A 16,470-nucleotide genomic window follows, 5' to 3' on the forward strand; every position below is an offset into this window, starting at 1 on the left:
TTCTACCTCAGTTTCAGGGTGGCAAGGCCGATCAGCACCAGGATCACGGTGATAATCCAGAAACGGACGATCACACGTGGCTCGGGCCAGCCCTTGAGTTCAAAGTGGTGATGGATCGGCGCCATGCGGAACACGCGTTTGCCGGTCAGCTTGAACGAAGCCACCTGGATCACCACGGACAGGGTTTCCATCACGAACACGCCGCCCATGATGAACAGCACGATTTCCTGGCGCACGATCACCGCGATGGTGCCCAGGGCCGCGCCCAGGGCCAGCGCACCGACGTCGCCCATGAAGACCTGCGCCGGATAGGTGTTGAACCAGAGGAAGCCCAGGCCCGCACCGATCAGCGCGCCACAGAAGACAATCAGCTCACCCGCCCCTGGCACGTAGGGAATCAACAGGTATTCAGCGAATTTCACGTTACCCGACAGGTAGCAGAAGATACCCAGGGCGCCGCCGACCATTACCGTCGGCATGATCGCCAGGCCATCGAGACCGTCGGTCAGGTTGACCGCGTTGCTCGAGCCGACGATGACGAAATAGGTCAGGACCACGAAGCCAACCCCCAGGGGAATACTCACATCCTTGAGCATCGGGATCAGCAGCGTGGTTTCCACCGGGCTCTGCGCCGTCATATAAAGGAAGATCGCTGCCGCCAGGCCGAACACCGACTGCCAGAAATACTTCCAGCGGCTAGGCAGCCCGCGAGAGTTCTTCTCGATCACCTTGCGATAGTCATCGACCCAACCGATGGCACCGAAGGACAGGGTCACCAGCAGGACCACCCAGACATAGTGGTTGCGCAGGTCAGCCCACAGCAGGGTGCTGACGCCGATGGCCGAAAGAATCAGCGCGCCGCCCATGGTTGGCGTGCCGGACTTGGACAGGTGAGACTGCGGGCCGTCGTTGCGTACGGCCTGGCCAATCTGCCGGTTCTGCAGGGTACGGATCATCCACGGACCCAGGCACAGTGACAAAGACAATGCGGTCAGTACCCCGAGGATCCCGCGCAGGGTCAGGTACTGGAAGACCGCGAAGCCTTTGTAGAACTGTTGCAGGTACTCCGCTAGCAGCAGCAGCATTAATGTTTCACTCCGTCTTTTTCTTGAAGATGGGAACCACACAGGGCCGCAACGATGTTTTCCATCGCCGCGCTACGCGATCCCTTGATCAAAATGGTGGTGTTTGGATCTTGTTCGCCGCCCAGGGCTGCGATCAGGTCAGCCTGGCTGGTGAAATGGCGCGCATGTTCGCCAAAGGCGGCGACGGCATGCGCCATCATCGGGCCTACGGCATAGAGGGCCGAAACCTTGCCTGCGGCATATGCACCTACTTCGCGGTGCCCCTGCTCCGCCCACTCGCCCAACTCGCCGATATCTCCGAGCACCAGGACGGTGCGGCCGGAAAAGCCGGCGAGTATATCAACGGCAGCGCACATTGAGGTGGGGTTTGCGTTGTAAGTGTCATCGATCACCCGCATGCCGTTCCTGGCCAACTGGGCGACAGTACGACCCTTGACCGGTTGCACTGCGTTCAGGCCGGTAGCGATGCCGAACAACGACACGCCCATGGCGTGGGCAGCCGCTGCAGCGGCCAGGGCATTGGCGACGTTATGGCTCCCCAGCAGATTCAATTGGATCTGCTCGCTGCCTGCGGGCCCATGCAGGGTGAAGAACGGGCAACCACGGGCATCGCGGCCTATATCCGAGGCGTAGAAATCCGCTGCACTGTTGGTCATGGCAAAACTCAGGACTTGGCGCCCGGCAGCACGGGCCTTCCAGATCGAAAATGCCTTGTCATCCAGGTTCAATACGGCAATGCCGGAAGCATCGAGCCCCTCGATGATCTCGCCCTTGGCCTCGACGATCTTCTCCGGACCGCCGAACTCGCCAACGTGGGCGGTACCGGCATTGTTGAGAATCGCCACGTGAGGGCGGGTCATGGCCACGGTGTAGGCGATTTCACCTATGCGCGAGGCGCCCAGCTCAATGACTGCGGCGGTATGTTCCGCAGCCAGTTCCAGCAGGGTCAGGGGCGCCCCCAGGTCATTATTCAGGTTGCCGCGGGTTGCCAGCACCGGACCACGGGTACGCAGGATGCTCGCAAGCATTTCCTTGACCGTGGTCTTGCCACTGGAACCGGTAACGGCCGCCACGGGGTTGGCGAAAGCCGCACGATTGAGCGCCCCCAACTGCCCCAGGGCCAGGCGAGTATCCTTGACCAACAACTGCGGCAGCGTGCTATCGGGAATCTCGCGCTCGACCAATGCCGCCACGGCGCCTTTGCCGGCAACTTCATTCAGATAATCGTGACCATCGAATCGTGGACCGGTCAGGGCAACGAACAATTGCCCGGCCTGGATCGCCCGGCTATCGATGCTCACCCCGCTAAAACGGGCATCGCCCGCAATCAGGCGGGCGTCCAATGGCGCAGAAATTTCGCTGAGCGACAGGGCCTTAAGCATCCGCCACCTCCCATGCACTCAGGGCTTTACCCGCCTCGACGAGATCGGAAAAAGCGTGGCGCTGACCATTGATTTCCTGATAGTCCTCGTGCCCCTTGCCTGCCAGGACCACGACGTCATCAGCAGATGCGGAGGCGATCAGGTGAGCAATCGCCGGCCCGCGACCGGCAAGGAACTCCACCTGCTCGGCAGCAGCGAAGCCGGCGCGAATATCGTTGAAGATCTGCATGGGGTCTTCGCTACGCGGGTTGTCATCGGTGACCAGCACGCCATCGGCCAGGCGCTCGACCACTTCGGCCATCAATGGACGCTTGCCACGGTCGCGATCGCCACCACAACCAAACAGGCACAGCAGGCGGCCCTTGGCATGTGGGCGCAGGGCCAGCAATACCTTTTCCAGGGCATCCGGGGTGTGGGCGTAGTCGACTACCACCAACGGCTGGATACCACCGCCCAAGCGCTGCATGCGCCCGGCAGGTCCTTCCAGCTTGGGCAGCACCGCAAGGATTTCATCCAGGGCATATTCAAGGCCAAGCAGCGCACCCACCGCAGCCAGCACATTGCTCAGGTTGAAACGACCCAGCAGGCTGCTGCGCAGATGATGCTCACCTTGTGGCGTCACCAACGTGGCACGCACCCCGTCGTCATCAAAGCGGGCTTCGCGGCAATACAGGTGGGCGGCAGGATCCTCGAGGCTGTAAGTGATCAGCCTCGACTCATGTGGCTCGAGGGCCAATTGCCGGCCGAAGTCGTCATCGAGGTTAAGCACCCGGCAACGCAGGTCGGTCCAATTGAACAACTTGGCCTTGGCGGCACCATAAGCCTCCATGGTGCCGTGATAGTCCAGGTGATCGCGGGACAGGTTGGTGAGCACCGCCACATCGAAGGCCAGGGCCGCCACGCGCCCCTGATCCAGGCCATGGGAAGAGACTTCCATGGCCACGGCTTTGGCCCCGGCATTCTTCAGGTCAGCCAGGGTTGCCTGGACGGCGATAGGATTGGGCGTGGTATGCAGGCCACTTTCCAACGCGCCATAGAAACCGGTACCCAGGGTGCCAACCAGGCCACAACGCTGACCGAGCAGGTCCAGGGCCTGGGCAACCAACTGGGTGACACTGGTCTTGCCATTGGTACCGGTCACGCCCACCAGGTTCAACTGCCGGCTGGGCTCACCATAAAAACGTCCGGCGATGTCCGACAACTGTGCCGCCAGGCCCTTGACCGGAATCAACGGCACATCGGTCAGGGGCAGGACAGTGGCACCGTCCACTTCATATGCCACGGCGGCCGCACCACGCTGCAAGGCGTCTGCAATATGCGCGCGACCATCGAACTTGGCGCCAGGCACAGCCAGGAACAGGTCACCGGCACGGACATTGCGACTGTCCAGGGTCAGCTCGCGAATCAGCAGATCGCGACCGGCGTGGGCAAAAATCTTGTTCAGGCTAAGAGACATTAGCCGCGCCCTCCATTGGCTCGCACCGGGGTACCGGTGGCGTTGGCTTGCTGCGTGGTCGGCAGGTTATCCGGAGTGATGTTCATCAGGCGCAGGGTGCCGGACATTACTTTGCTAAATACCGGAGCCGATACCAGGCCACCGAAGTAACCGGCCTTGCTCGGCTCGTCGATGACCACGACGATGGCGTAGCGCGGATCGCTCATGGGGCCGAAGCCTGCAAACAGCGAGCGGTAGGAGTTCTCGGCATAGCCCTTGGTACCCACCGAAGTCTTGCGCGCCGTACCACTCTTGCCTGCTACGTGATAGGCCGGAACCTGGGCACGGAACACCCCGCGAGGGGCCTCGATCACTTGCTGGAGCATGCCCTGCATGGTCTTGGCGACTTTCTCCGGGATCACCTGGGCGGTTTGCGGCGCCTTGTCGGACTTGATCAATGTCAGCGGAGCGATACGCCCGTTGTTGGCCAGCGCGGAAAACGCGTGCACCAACTGGATCGCTGTCACCGAGATGCCGTAGCCATAAGACAGCGTGGCGGTCTCGGCCTTGCGCCACTCGCGATAGTTGGGGAGATTGCCAACGCGCTCGCCCGGAAAGCCCAGGCCGGTGTCCTGGCCCAGGCCAATCTTCTGCGCCAGGCGGAAAATGGTTTCGCCACCGATATCGAAGGCGATCTTGCTCATGCCCACGTTACTGGAGTTGATCAGGATGCCGGTCAGGTCGAGGATCGGGCCTTCGGTCTTGGATACGTCGCGGATGGTGTACTTGCCCAGTTGCAGGGTGCCCGGGTAGACCTCGACGGTATCGCTGGGTTTCCAGCGCCCGGTTTCCAGCGCGGCGCTCATGGAGATGGCCTTCATGGTCGAGCCGGGCTCGAACACATCGATCATCGCCCGGTTGCGCATCATCGCCGGCTGCAGGTTACGGCGATTGTTCGGGTTGTAGGTCGGCTGGTTGACCATGGCCAGGATCTCGCCGGTCTTGACGTCCATGATCACCAGGCTACCGGCCTTGGCGCCGTTTTCGACGATGGCATTGCGCAGCTCGCGGTTGGCCAGGTATTGCAAGCGCAGGTCGATCGACAACGCCAAGGGCTTGCCGGCCTTGGCGTTCTTGGTCACCTGCACGTCCTTGATCAGCCGGCCACGCCGGTCCTTGATCACCTGGCGCTTGCCAGGCACTCCGGCCAGCCATTCGTCATAGGCCAGCTCGACACCTTCGCGGCCACGATCGTCGATGTCGGTGAAGCCCACCATATGTGCAGTCACTTCACCGGCCGGGTAGAAACGCCGGAACTCCTCAATGCCATAGACCCCCGGGACCTTGAGGTCGAGCACGGCCTGGCCCTGCTCCGGAGTCAAGCCCCGGACCAGGTAGATGAATTCCTTGTTGGCCTGGGCTTCAAGACGCTCGGTCAACGCCTTCGGGTCCTGGCCCAGGGCCATGGCCAGGGCAGGCCAGCGGTCCTTGGCCAATTGCATTTCCTTGGCATTGGCCCACAGGGTGGTCACCGGCGTACTTACCGCCAGGGGTTCGCCATTGCGATCGGTGATCAGGCCACGGTGCGCAGGGATGGGAATATGCCGCACGCTACGGGCATCGCCCTGGCCTTTGAGGAAATCGCGATCGATCACCTGCAGGTCGATGATGCGCCAGGCGATCGCCGACACCATGACCGCGAGCAAGCCCAGCACCACGCGAAAACGCCAGGGATAGAGCGCACCTTCGAGCTTCATGGCGCCACCATTCGAACTTCGGCTGCGCCGGGGATATGCATCTTCAGTTGCTCGGTAGCCAGCACTTCGATCCGGCTATGGGCGGTCCAGGTGCTTTGCTCCAGGATCAGCCGGCCCCACTCGGCCTGCGCCTTGTCGCGCACACTCAGCTCGCCGTACAGCGTATTGAGCAACTGGCGATTCCAGTGGGCGCTGTAGGACACCGCAATCGCGGAGACCAGAACGCCTATGAATAGCAGGAGCATGAAAAAGCTTCCGCCTGGGAGTGGCTTGGCAAAAAGCTTGCTCACCGCAGCTTCTCCGCGACACGCATGACGGCGCTACGGGCACGGGGATTGGCTTTGAGTTCGGCCTCGGAGGCGAACTGCGCTTTGCCATGAATCTTGATTTTTGGCTGGAAGGCTTCGAAGCGCACCGGCAGGTTGCGTGGCAAGTTGTCAGCCTCGCCCTTGACCAGGCGACGCATGAAAAGCTTGACGATGCGATCTTCCAGGGAATGGAAACTGATCACCACCAGACGCCCACCTACTTCCAGGGACTCCAGCGCAGCTTCCAGGCCGGTCTCGAGGTCGCCCAGTTCGTTGTTCACGTGGATACGCAGGCCCTGGAACGCGCGGGTCGCCGGGTTCTTGCCCTTTTCCCAAGCCGGGTTGGCCACCTTGAGCACTTCAGCCAGGTCGGCAGTGCGCTCAAAAGGCTGGACCTCACGACGCTCGACCACGGCCCGGGCCATGCGCCCGGAAAAACGCTCCTCGCCATATTCCTTGAATACGCGGGCAATCTCTTCTACCGGGGCGGTCGCGATGAACTCGGCAGCGCTGATACCCCGGGTCGGATCCATGCGCATGTCCAGCGGACCGTCATTGAGAAAACTGAAACCGCGCTCAGGGTCGTCCAACTGCGGCGAAGACACGCCCAGGTCCAGCAGAACACCGCTGACCTTGCCATCCAGGCCACGACTGGCAACCTCGGAACCCAGCTCGGCAAAACTGCGCTGCACAACGACAAAGCGGCCGTCTTCGGCCGCTAGCGCTTGCCCGGTGGCAATCGCTTGGGGATCTTTGTCAAATCCGAGGAGCCGCCCTCCCGGACCAAGCTTGCTGAGAATCAAGCGGCTATGTCCGCCACGACCGAACGTGCCATCCAAATAGCAGCCATCAGGACGTACCGCGAGAGCCTCGACGGCTTCGTCAAGCAGTACGGTGATGTGGTTAAAGCCGCTATCAATAGTCACAGGATCAAATCACGCAGTTCATCAGGCATCGCGCCCGGTTGTTGAATAGCCGCCAGGTCCGCTGCAGAAACAGCATTCCAGGCATCCTCGTCCCATAGTTGGAACTTGTTCAGTTGGCCCACCAACATCGCGCGCTTATCCAAATGGGCATATTCACGCAGGCGCGGTGGCACCAGAAAACGACCACTGCCATCGAGTTCGAGATCGACGGCATTACCAATCAGCAAACGCTGCAGGCGACGGTTTTCTTCGCGAAGCGAAGGCAGTGCACGCAGCTTGGTTTCAATCAGCTCCCACTCATCGAGTGGATAAACACACAAACAAGGATCAACGGCATCGATGGTGACGATTAACTGCCCGGAACTTCGCGAAACGAGCTCGTCACGATACCGGCTGGGCATGGCTAGCCGGCCTTTGGCATCGAGACTGATAGCGTTAGCTCCGCGAAACACGTCAGCGTTTCTCCAAATTTTAGCGTTTTGCGCTCAAAAAACCCACTTCATGCCACTTTCCGCCACTTGCGCACACTATAGGAATGCGCCCACACCACCGTCAAGGCACGCGGCGACGGAAAACCCTTATAGAACGGAGATTTAGGAGACTTAGAGGAGGGGTAACGAGAATTCGAAGGGCATTTCAAAGCATTAACTTCAGACAACTCAAGAAGCTGTCGCTCAAAGTTAAAGTAATTTATTAAGAGTAAGAATTTTTCGGTATTACAGGAACGCTTCTGCTATTGAATCAAGCAGGGAAGGAAAAGGTGGAGAGTCGATCTGTAAGCCGGGTTCTGTCGAGGACAGTCATTCCTCTACGATGGCCATCACTGGACATCTTTAGCAACCTACCCGGTTCCAGCGCGGGCCACGCCTTGGAACCCTATTTGGTCTTGCTCCGAGTGGGGTTTACCTAGCCACGAACTGTTACCAGACGTGCGGTGCGCTCTTACCGCACCTTTTCACCCTTACCGGCACCGAAGTGCTTAGGCGGTTATTTTCTGTGGCACTTTCCGTAGGCTCACGCCCCCCAGGCATTACCTGGCACTCCGCCCTATGGAGCCCGGACTTTCCTCCCCCCTCTAATTTTCATAGAGGGCAGCGACTGTCCAATCGACTCTCCGCCGCGCAGGTTAACGGCAGAGCCGCCCAAGGACAAGCAATAAAAGCCTTTGGCCACTCTGCTACGCAATTTATTGCGCCTTCTGTTTCTCCAGGGCGACCTGATAGAGCACATTCTTGCGCTCGCCGGTAATTTCAGCCGCTAGCGCAGCCGCCCGCTTGAGCGGCATTTCCTTGAGCAGCAGGTCCAGGATACGCATCGTTTCGGCATTGATCGCATCCTCACCTTGCGGGGCAGTCCACCCCGCCACCAGCACTACGCACTCCCCTCGCTGCTGATTGGCGTCGGATGCCACGAACTGGCGCAGCTCGGAAAGCGGCAAGCCCTTGAGGGTCTCGAAAGTCTTGGTCAATTCACGGGCCAGCAATGCAGGCCGCTGCGCACCAAATACCGCTTCCATATCCTCCAGGCACTCAAGAATCCGATGAGGAGCCTCGTAGAAAATCAGCGTGCGAGGCTCTTCGCGAACCTGCTCCAGGCGCGCCCGGCGCCCAGCAGCCTTGGCTGGCAGAAACCCTTCGAAGATAAAACGATCGGATGGCAGCCCTGCAGCAGACAACGCCGCAATCAATGCACAGGCTCCCGGCACCGGCACCACGGTCACCCCGGCCGCTCGAGCCTGGCGCACCAGGTGATAGCCAGGATCGGAGATCAATGGCGTCCCGGCATCGGAAATGAGTGCAACATCCTCGCCCGCCAAGAGGCGCGAGATGAAGCGACTACCTTCATCTCGCTCGTTGTGCTCATGACAAGCCGCCAACGGCGTAGTGATACCGAAGTGTTGCATCAACCGTTGAGAATGCCGGGTATCTTCGGCGGCAATCAGCGATACCTCTCGCAACAACTTCAAGGCCCGGGCACTGATATCGTCCAGGTTGCCGATGGGCGTCGCCACCACATAAAGCGAGCCAGCAACGGAATTCATAGAACCTGGAACAGTCAAAGCGCACACCTCGCGGTCGGGAAAAGAATCCATTGTAGCGCGTTGAAGCCCCATCAAGCCGCTCGGCGATTACCTTGCCCCCGAATGACCCCATGCTATACAGCAACATCTGCACGCGCTAAATCGACGGTTTATCACCAGTAACATCGCGCCCCGGCCAGCGCTTGGGTACAATTCAACGTTAATTTGATCGAGTATTCAGGAACACTTACATGATCGCTTGCCTGCGGCTGTTTACTGCCCTCTGCCTGGCTACCCTTTTGGTGGCTTGCGCCAGCTCGCCCTCCTCCAGCCTTGGCGAACTTCCACGGACACCGGATGCCAGCATCGAGCAATTGCTCGAAGAGGCAGCCTCCAGCAAGAACCCGGACAAGGCTGCCCTATTGCGCCTGAGCGCCGCCGACCTGGCTTATCGTCAAGGTAATGCCGGACGCGCCGGACAGATCCTGCAACAAGTGCAACTGGACCAGCTCAAACCTGCCCAGCAGATTTTCGCCAGCACGCTGGCAGCTGAACTGGCCATGGCCCGTAACCAGCCCAAAGCTGCCCTGACCGCCTTGGGCCACCCCAGCCTGCAACACTTGAGCGAACTGCCAGCAACCCAGCAGGTGCGCACCCTCAGCATCCACGCCCGCGCCCTCGAGGCCGATGGCCAGACTCTGGCTGCCGCCAAGGAACGCGTAGCGCTTGCCCCCCTGCTTAAAGATGACGCCGCAGCGAAGAACCATGAGGCCATCTGGGCCCTGGTCGCCGCCCTGCCCACCGATCAACTGCAACCGGCCGGGAACGATGACCTCAGCGGCTGGCTGAGCCTGGCCTTGACGGTAAAGACCGCAGGCACCCTGGAACAACAACAGACCGCCATCGATAACTGGCGAGCACAGAATCCAAAGCACCCCGCAGCCATTCAGCTACCGCTCCCCCTGATCAAGCTCAAGGAGCTGGCCAGCCAGCCACTGTCGAAAATTGCCTTGCTGCTACCCCAGGATGGCCCGCTGGCCTCGTACTCCAAGGCCCTGCGCGAAGGCTTCATGGCTGCTCACTATCGCGCCCAGCAAGCTGGCCAGAAACCACCAAGCATCGAGTTCTATGACAGCTCGCGCATCAGCTCGCTGGACGAGTTCTATCGCAAGGCCCAGGCAGATGGCGTGCAATTGGTAGTAGGCCCGCTGGAAAAACCACTGGTCAAACAGCTGGCCGCGCGCCCACAACTGCCAATCACCACCCTGGCCCTGAACTACGGCGAGGGCGAGCAAGGCCCTGCGCAACTGTTCCAGTTCGGGCTGGCCGCAGAAGATGAGGCCCGCGAAGCCTCTCGTCGCGCCCGGGCCGATGGCCTGCATCGTGCGGCGGTCCTGGTGCCGAAAGGCGAGTGGGGAGATCGTGTACTCAAGGCCTTCCGCCAGGACTGGGAAGCAAATGGCGGCAGCGTGATCGGTATCGAACGCGTCGACCAACCCGTCGCACTGGCCCAGCAGATCGCCAACCTGTTCCAGCTACGCCAGAGCGAAGGTCGGGCCAAGAGCCTGCAGAGCACCGTAGGCAGCCAAGTGGCCGCCCAGCCATCGCGCCGCCAGGACATCGAGTTCATTTTCCTCGCCTCCACTCCACAGCAGGCACAACAGATCAAACCGACACTGAACTTCCAGTACGCCGGCGATGTACCTGTCTACGCCACCTCCACCGTATTCAGCGCCAGCGGCGACCAGAACCAGTACAACGACATGAACGGCATCATGTTTTGCGAAACGCCATGGTTGCTGGATGCCAACGGCCCACTGCGCCGTCAAGTCACAGCCCAGTGGCCCCAGGCAGGAGGCAGCCTCGGCCGCCTGTACGCCATGGGCGCCGACGCCTACAGCCTGGCCCCACGCCTGGGCCAGCTCAAGGCATTGCCCGACAGCCGGATCGAAGGCGAATCCGGAAGCCTGGGCATAGCCGCCGGCCAACGAATCGAACGCCAGCTGCCCTGGGCCAAGTTCATCAACGGTCAGGTCACCCGCCTGCCCGATACGTTGCGCTAATGCTCCAAAGATCACGCCAACAACGCGGACGAGATGCCGAAGGCCTTGCGCTCAGGCATCTCCAACAGCAAGGGCTGCGCCTGCTGGCACAGAACTGGCTATGCAAGCGCGGCGAGCTTGATCTGGTCATGCTTGACGGCGATACAGTAGTATTCGTCGAAGTCCGCTACAGACAACACACACAATGGGGTGGCGCCCTGGGCAGCATCGATGGGCACAAGCGCCAGAAACTGATCCTAGCCGCGCAGCTTTTCCTGCAGAGCGAATCACGCTGGTCCAATCACCCCTGTCGTTTCGATGTAGTCGCCATTGACGGCACCCCGGATTCAAACGCCCAACTGAACTGGCTACGCAATGCCTTTGACGGCTGATAGACATCACAGGGCCGCGCCTACCTTCACCCAATTTCTTTGCTCTTTGCTTTGCGGGCTGCACATTCACGTGCCACCAAGCCGCGCTACTTAAGGTCACACAGATGGACATGCAATCCCGAATTCGCCAGCTTTTCCAGGCCAGCATCGACACCAAGCAACAGGCGATGGACGTACTTGCACCGCACATCGAGCAAGCCAGCCAAGTAATGGTCAACGCCCTGCTCAATGAAGGGAAGATGCTCTCCTGTGGCAACGGCGGCTCAGCTGGCGACGCCCAGCACTTTTCTTCCGAACTGCTCAACCGCTTCGAACGTGAACGCCCCAGCTTGCCGGCCATCGCCCTGACCACCGACAGCTCGACCATCACCTCGATTGCCAACGACTACAGCTACAACGAAGTCTTCTCCAAGCAGATCCGCGCCCTGGGCCAACCCGGCGACGTACTGCTGGCCATCTCTACCAGCGGCAACTCTGCAAACATTATTCAGGCCATCCAGGCCGCACATGATCGTGAAATGATTGTCGTAGCATTGACCGGCCGTGACGGTGGTGGCATGGCATCGCTGCTGCTACCGGAAGATGTCGAGATTCGCGTACCAGCCACCGTTACCGCACGTATCCAAGAAGTCCACCTGCTGGCGATCCATTGCCTCTGCGATCTGATCGACAGCCAATTGTTCGGGAGTGAAGAATGACCCCTAATCGCCTTGGCCTCCTGGCCTTGACCCTGTGCCTGAGCATCACTGGTTGCAGCTCGGTGATTACCGCCACCCGCGACAAACCCATCGATGACGATCGCGGCACTCGCACCTTTGGCAGCAAGATCGATGATTCCCTGATCGAAACCAAAGTTGCGGTCAATGTCGCCAAAGCCAGCCCGGACCTGGAAAACAACTCGCATATCGTCGTGACCAGCTTCAACGGCATCGTGCTACTGGCAGGCCAGACACCCCGCCAGGACCTCAAGGCCACGGCCGAGCAAGCCGCCAGCGAAGTACAGCGAGTCAAGAAAGTACACAATGAACTCCAGGTACTGCCGCCCTCCGGGTTCCTTGCACGGCAGAACGACAGCTGGCTGACCACCAAGATCAAGACCCAGATGCTGACCGATGCCAGCGTTCCAGCTTCACGCATCAAGGTGGTGACCGAAAACGGCATCGTCTACATGCTTGGATTGCTGACCAAGCAGGAGGCCGCCCAGGCGACAAACCTGGTACAGGGCGTCTCTGGCGTCCAAAAGATCGTCAAGCTGTTCGAATACATCGACTGAGATTCCAGCAGGCGTAAAAAAGGCGATCCAACCGGATCGCCTTTTTTATTACTTGACCACTTTCAGGCTTGGCCTGCCACTCGGGCGCGGAGGCTCATCATCTGGCGGCAGGTCATCATCCGGCTCAAGATCGGCCCCATCATCAAGGGGAGACTCCAGATCAAAGACCATGCCCTGGCCATTTTCACGGGCATAGATCCCAAGAATCGCACCAACGGGTACATGCAGGCTATGAGGCACGCCACCAAAGCGCCCCTCGAAGGTCACCACATCGTTATCCATGTGCAAATGACGCACGGCACTGGGGGAGATATTCAGGACGATCTGCCCATCACTGGCAAAGCCCTGGGGCACCTGCACCGCCGGGTAATCAGAGTTGACCAGCATGTGCGGGGTGCAGTCGTTGTCCACAATCCACTCATAAAGCGCGCGGACCAGATAAGGTCGACTGGAGTTCATAGCGGCTCCTTAAGCCTCAGCGCATATCACGTTCGACACCAGACAGACTTGCCTGGAAAGCCTCACGCGCAAATTGGCGTTCCATGTAATCAAGCAGCGGCTTGGCCTGCCGCGGCAGTTCGATACCCAAGACTGGCAACCTCCAGAGTATGGGCAGTAGGCAGCAGTCCACCAGGCTTTGTTCCTCACTGAGGAAAAATGGCTTATCGGCAAACAGCGGGGAAACACCCGTCAGGCTTTCTCGCAACTCCTTGCGAGCCTGGACCCGCGCCGCCTCCTTGGTTCGCGGATCAAGAATCAGATCCACGTGCCCGCACCAATCTCGCTGGATACGGTGCATCAGCAGCCGGCTATTGGCTCGAGCCACAGGATAGACCGGCAACAATGGAGGATGCGGATAACGCTCATCCAGATACTCCATCACCACCGTCGACTCCCACAACGCCAAGTCACGATCAACCAGCGTAGGCAAGCTCCCGTAGGGATTCACTTCGATCAGTTTCGGCAGCTGACGCCCCGCCTCCACACTGATGATCTCGGCGCTGACACCCTTCTCCGCAAGCACGATGCGCACCCGGTGGGAATAGTGGTCGGCGGGGTCGGAGTAACAGGCCAACCGATTGGTCACGCCCATGGCGATCCTCCTCGCGTGTTGAATTTATCGAAAGCAGAAAAACGAGCGCGCCCTCAGGACGCCTCTGGTAACCCCCGGATGATACAGGGTTGTTACAGTTTCAGAGACGCCCTTGGGCGCGCAGGCTCAACAACTGATGCTTAGAACGCTATCAATGCACATCCTTCCAGTATTCGCGCTTGAGCAGGTAGGCGAATACGAAGAAGAAGGCCAGGTACAGCAGCACGTAGGTGCCGATACGCTGGTGCTGCAGCTTGACCGGGTTGGCCGAGTAGGCCAGGAAGGTCACCAGGTTCTTGACCTTCTCGTCGAACTGCGCCTCATTGAGGGTACCGGTGTTTTCCTTGACGGTCAGCTGATCACAAGCTTCGTGAGTCAGCGGAGTGCCGGTCAGCGGGTCATATTGCTTCTTGCCGTCTTCGACAATCTGCACCTGCTTGCAACCGACCACCTGGCGTCCTTGCAGGCCAACCAGGACGTTAGGCATACCTACGTTCGGGAACACCTTGTTGTTCACACCCCAAGGACGTGCCGGATCCTCGTAGAAGGACTTCAGGTAGCCATACAGCCAATCGGTACCACGAACGCGAGCCACCAGGGTCAGGTCGGGCGGAGCAGCACCGAACCAGGTCTTGGCATCCGCCGGCTGCATGCCGATGTTCATGTGGTCGCCGATCTTCGCACCGGTAAAGACCAGCTTGCTCATCATCAGGTCGTGCGGAATGCCCAGGTCGTCGGCCACTCGCTCGTAACGCTGGAACTTGGCGCTGTGGCAACCCATGCAATAGTTGGCAAAGGTACGAGCGCCATCCTGCATGGCCGCCTTGTCGCTCAGGTCGATGTCGACCTTTTCCAACTCGGGACCGCCGTGTTCGGCAGCGAAAGACAATACAGGCATAGCAACAAGAATCAGTGCAGCAAATAACTTTTTCATCAGCCAGTCACCCTTTCCGGAACCGGTTTGGTCTTCTCGAGCCTGGTGTAGAACGGCATCAGAATGAAGTAGGCGAAGTACAGGAAGGTACATACCTGCGACAGCAACGTACGGCCTGGAGTTGGCGCCAGTACGCCCAGCACGCCCAGGATCACGAACGAGATGCAGAACACCAGCAGCCAGATCTTGCTCAGCCAGCCTTTGTAGCGCATGGACTTGACTGGACTGCGGTCAAGCCAGGGCAATACGAACAGCACGGCAATCGCAGCACCCATGGCAATAACACCCATGAGCTTGTCCGGCACCGCACGCAGAATCGCGTAGAACGGAGTGAAGTACCAAACCGGGGCAATATGCTCAGGCGTCTTGAATGGGTTGGCTTGTTCGAAGTTCGGCTTCTCGAGGAAATACCCACCCATTTCCGGGAAGAAGAACACGATCGAGCAGAAGATGAACAGGAACACCACTACGCCAACGATATCTTTCACGGTGTAGTAAGGATGGAACGCAATGCCATCCAGCGGCACGCCGTTTTCGTCCTTGTGCTTCTTGATATCGACGCCATCCGGGTTGTTCGAACCCACTTCGTGCAGTGCCAGGATATGCAGCACTACCAGGCCCAGGATCACGATAGGCAGGGCCACGACATGCAGGGCAAAGAAGCGGTTGAGGGTAATACCGGAGATCAGGTAGTCACCACGAATCCACTGGGTCAGGTCGTCACCGATAACCGGGATCGCACCGAACAGCGAGATGATCACCTGGGCGCCCCAGTAGGACATTTGCCCCCAAGGCAGCAGGTAGCCCATGAAGGCCTCGGCCATCAGCGCCAGGTAGATCAGCATGCCGAACAGCCAGACCAGCTCGCGCGGCTTCTGATAGGAACCGTAGAGCAGGCCACGGAACATATGCAGGTAGACCACGATGAAGAACGCCGAGGCGCCAGTGGAGTGCAGCAGACGCAGGATCGCGCCGTACTCGACGTCGCGCATGATGTATTCGACGGAAGCAAAGGCTTCTTCTGCCGAAGGGGTGTAGCTCATGGTCAGCCAGACACCGGTAACGATCTGGTTGACCAGAACCAGCAGTGCCAGGGAACCAAAGAAATAGAAGAAGTTGAAGTTCTTCGGAGCGTAATACTTGCTCAGATGGTCTTCCCACATCTTGGTGGCGGGGAAGCGTGCATCTACCCAATCCATGAACTTGCTCATCACGCTTTCTCCGTGTCGACGCCAATGACGATGACGTCATCCGACTCATAGGAATGCGGGGGTACTGGCAGGTTCAACGGCGCAGGCTGCGACTTGTAGACACGACCGGCCAGATCGTAGTGGGAGCCGTGGCAAGGGCAGAAATAGCCACCTACCCAGTCCTTGCCCAGATCCGCGGGCGCCACTTCAGGACGGAAGGTTGGAGAACAGCCCAAGTGGGTGCAGATACCGATCAGCAGAAGAATCTCTGGCTTGATCGAACGCACTTCCGGGTCGACGTAGGTTGGTTGTACCGAGTTCTTGGAGTTAGGGTCAGACAACTGGCCCTCGATCTTTTTAAGATTCCCCAGGATTTCCTCTGTACGGCGGACGATGAACACTGGCTGACCACGCCACTCAGCAACCATCTGCTGACCTGGATCGATCTTGCTGATATTCACCTTCACCGGTGCACCTGCGGCTTTCGCCTTGGCACTGGGAAACCATGACCCCACGAACGGGACCGCAGCCCCCACCGCTCCGGCAGCACCCACCACGGATGTGGCTGCTACCAAGAAGCGACGCCGGCCTGCATTCACGCCGTCATTGCTCATTCAGTCCTCTCCCATCAGC

Annotated in this window: 17 protein-coding genes and 1 other RNA gene; 4 read left to right on the forward strand and 14 right to left on the reverse strand. The window is 59.6% G+C overall.

Annotation, left to right across the window (positions count from 1 at the left end; translation table 11 throughout):
- Positions 1-2: 2 nt before the first annotated feature.
- The 9 genes from mraY to rsmI all read right to left on the reverse strand — a co-directional run bounded on the left by mraY (position 3) and on the right by rsmI (position 8,934).
- On the reverse strand, positions 3-1,085 hold the full coding sequence (gene mraY, locus ATY02_RS30120) for a phospho-N-acetylmuramoyl-pentapeptide-transferase (RefSeq protein WP_068578841.1): 1,083 nt from the start codon (positions 1,083-1,085) through the stop codon (positions 3-5).
- A complete protein-coding gene (locus tag ATY02_RS30125; RefSeq protein ID WP_068578838.1) occupies positions 1,085-2,467 on the reverse strand; it encodes a UDP-N-acetylmuramoyl-tripeptide--D-alanyl-D-alanine ligase in 1,383 nt (460 codons plus the stop codon). The genes mraY and ATY02_RS30125 overlap by 1 nt, the downstream gene beginning before the upstream one ends.
- Positions 2,460-3,923 carry a UDP-N-acetylmuramoyl-L-alanyl-D-glutamate--2,6-diaminopimelate ligase gene (locus ATY02_RS30130; RefSeq protein WP_068578836.1) on the reverse strand — a complete coding sequence of 488 codons (1,464 nt, stop codon included), beginning with the start codon at positions 3,921-3,923 and terminating at the stop codon, positions 2,460-2,462. The genes ATY02_RS30125 and ATY02_RS30130 overlap by 8 nt, the downstream gene beginning before the upstream one ends.
- Positions 3,923-5,659, reverse strand: coding sequence for a peptidoglycan D,D-transpeptidase FtsI family protein (locus tag ATY02_RS30135; RefSeq protein ID WP_068578834.1), 1,737 nt, complete (start codon positions 5,657-5,659; stop codon positions 3,923-3,925). Before ATY02_RS30135 ends, ATY02_RS30130 begins: the two co-directional genes overlap by 1 nt.
- Complete coding sequence (gene ftsL / locus ATY02_RS30140; protein ID WP_003171871.1) at positions 5,656-5,949, reverse strand: cell division protein FtsL; 294 nt, start codon at positions 5,947-5,949, stop codon at positions 5,656-5,658. Before ftsL ends, ATY02_RS30135 begins: the two co-directional genes overlap by 4 nt.
- Positions 5,946-6,893, reverse strand: coding sequence for a 16S rRNA (cytosine(1402)-N(4))-methyltransferase RsmH (rsmH, locus tag ATY02_RS30145; protein ID WP_068578832.1), 948 nt, complete (start codon positions 6,891-6,893; stop codon positions 5,946-5,948). Before rsmH ends, ftsL begins: the two co-directional genes overlap by 4 nt.
- The gene (gene mraZ / locus ATY02_RS30150) at positions 6,890-7,345 is read right to left on the reverse strand and encodes a division/cell wall cluster transcriptional repressor MraZ (RefSeq protein ID WP_068578830.1); all 456 of its coding nucleotides are present in this window, start codon (positions 7,343-7,345) and stop codon (positions 6,890-6,892) included. The genes rsmH and mraZ overlap by 4 nt, the downstream gene beginning before the upstream one ends.
- Before the next feature lie 308 nt (positions 7,346-7,653).
- Positions 7,654-8,007, reverse strand: an RNA gene (gene rnpB, locus ATY02_RS30155) — RNase P RNA component class A.
- Positions 8,008-8,079: 72 nt separating this feature from the next.
- The gene (gene rsmI / locus ATY02_RS30160; RefSeq protein WP_164487312.1) at positions 8,080-8,934 is read right to left on the reverse strand and encodes a 16S rRNA (cytidine(1402)-2'-O)-methyltransferase; all 855 of its coding nucleotides are present in this window, start codon (positions 8,932-8,934) and stop codon (positions 8,080-8,082) included.
- Positions 8,935-9,164: 230 nt separating this feature from the next.
- Here rsmI and ATY02_RS30165 point away from each other — a divergent pair, with 230 nt between their 5' ends.
- The 4 genes from ATY02_RS30165 (at position 9,165) to ATY02_RS30180 (ending at position 12,620) form a co-directional block, all read left to right on the forward strand.
- A complete protein-coding gene (locus tag ATY02_RS30165; RefSeq protein ID WP_068578828.1) occupies positions 9,165-10,976 on the forward strand; it encodes a penicillin-binding protein activator in 1,812 nt (603 codons plus the stop codon).
- Positions 10,976-11,347: a YraN family protein gene (locus tag ATY02_RS30170; protein ID WP_068578827.1), complete on the forward strand. Its 372-nt coding sequence runs from the start codon at positions 10,976-10,978 to the stop codon at positions 11,345-11,347. Before ATY02_RS30165 ends, ATY02_RS30170 begins: the two co-directional genes overlap by 1 nt.
- Positions 11,348-11,451: 104 nt before the next feature.
- Complete coding sequence (locus tag ATY02_RS30175; RefSeq protein WP_015636934.1) at positions 11,452-12,045, forward strand: phosphoheptose isomerase; 594 nt, start codon at positions 11,452-11,454, stop codon at positions 12,043-12,045.
- Positions 12,042-12,620 carry a BON domain-containing protein gene (locus ATY02_RS30180; RefSeq protein WP_068578825.1) on the forward strand — a complete coding sequence of 193 codons (579 nt, stop codon included), beginning with the start codon at positions 12,042-12,044 and terminating at the stop codon, positions 12,618-12,620. The genes ATY02_RS30175 and ATY02_RS30180 overlap by 4 nt, the downstream gene beginning before the upstream one ends.
- Positions 12,621-12,668: 48 nt before the next feature.
- Here the strand turns inward: ATY02_RS30180 and ATY02_RS30185 are convergent, their stop codons facing one another.
- The 5 genes from ATY02_RS30185 to petA form a co-directional block, all read right to left on the reverse strand.
- Positions 12,669-13,079 carry a ClpXP protease specificity-enhancing factor gene (locus ATY02_RS30185; RefSeq protein ID WP_068578822.1) on the reverse strand — a complete coding sequence of 137 codons (411 nt, stop codon included), beginning with the start codon at positions 13,077-13,079 and terminating at the stop codon, positions 12,669-12,671.
- A 16-nt stretch (positions 13,080-13,095) separates the two neighbouring features.
- Positions 13,096-13,713: a glutathione S-transferase N-terminal domain-containing protein gene (locus ATY02_RS30190; RefSeq protein ID WP_068578820.1), complete on the reverse strand. Its 618-nt coding sequence runs from the start codon at positions 13,711-13,713 to the stop codon at positions 13,096-13,098.
- 151 nt (positions 13,714-13,864) lie between these two features.
- Complete coding sequence (locus tag ATY02_RS30195) at positions 13,865-14,647, reverse strand: cytochrome c1 (protein ID WP_068578818.1); 783 nt, start codon at positions 14,645-14,647, stop codon at positions 13,865-13,867.
- Positions 14,647-15,858, reverse strand: coding sequence for a cytochrome b (locus tag ATY02_RS30200; protein ID WP_053131929.1), 1,212 nt, complete (start codon positions 15,856-15,858; stop codon positions 14,647-14,649). The genes ATY02_RS30195 and ATY02_RS30200 overlap by 1 nt, the downstream gene beginning before the upstream one ends.
- Positions 15,858-16,451 (reverse strand): ubiquinol-cytochrome c reductase iron-sulfur subunit, encoded by a 594-nt coding sequence (gene petA, locus ATY02_RS30205; RefSeq protein WP_068578817.1) that lies wholly within the window; start codon positions 16,449-16,451, stop codon positions 15,858-15,860. Before petA ends, ATY02_RS30200 begins: the two co-directional genes overlap by 1 nt.
- Positions 16,452-16,470 lie beyond the last annotated feature (19 nt).

The organism is Pseudomonas sp. BIOMIG1BAC (genome assembly GCF_001705995.2).
GTDB lineage: Bacteria > Pseudomonadota > Gammaproteobacteria > Pseudomonadales > Pseudomonadaceae > Aquipseudomonas > Aquipseudomonas sessilinigenes.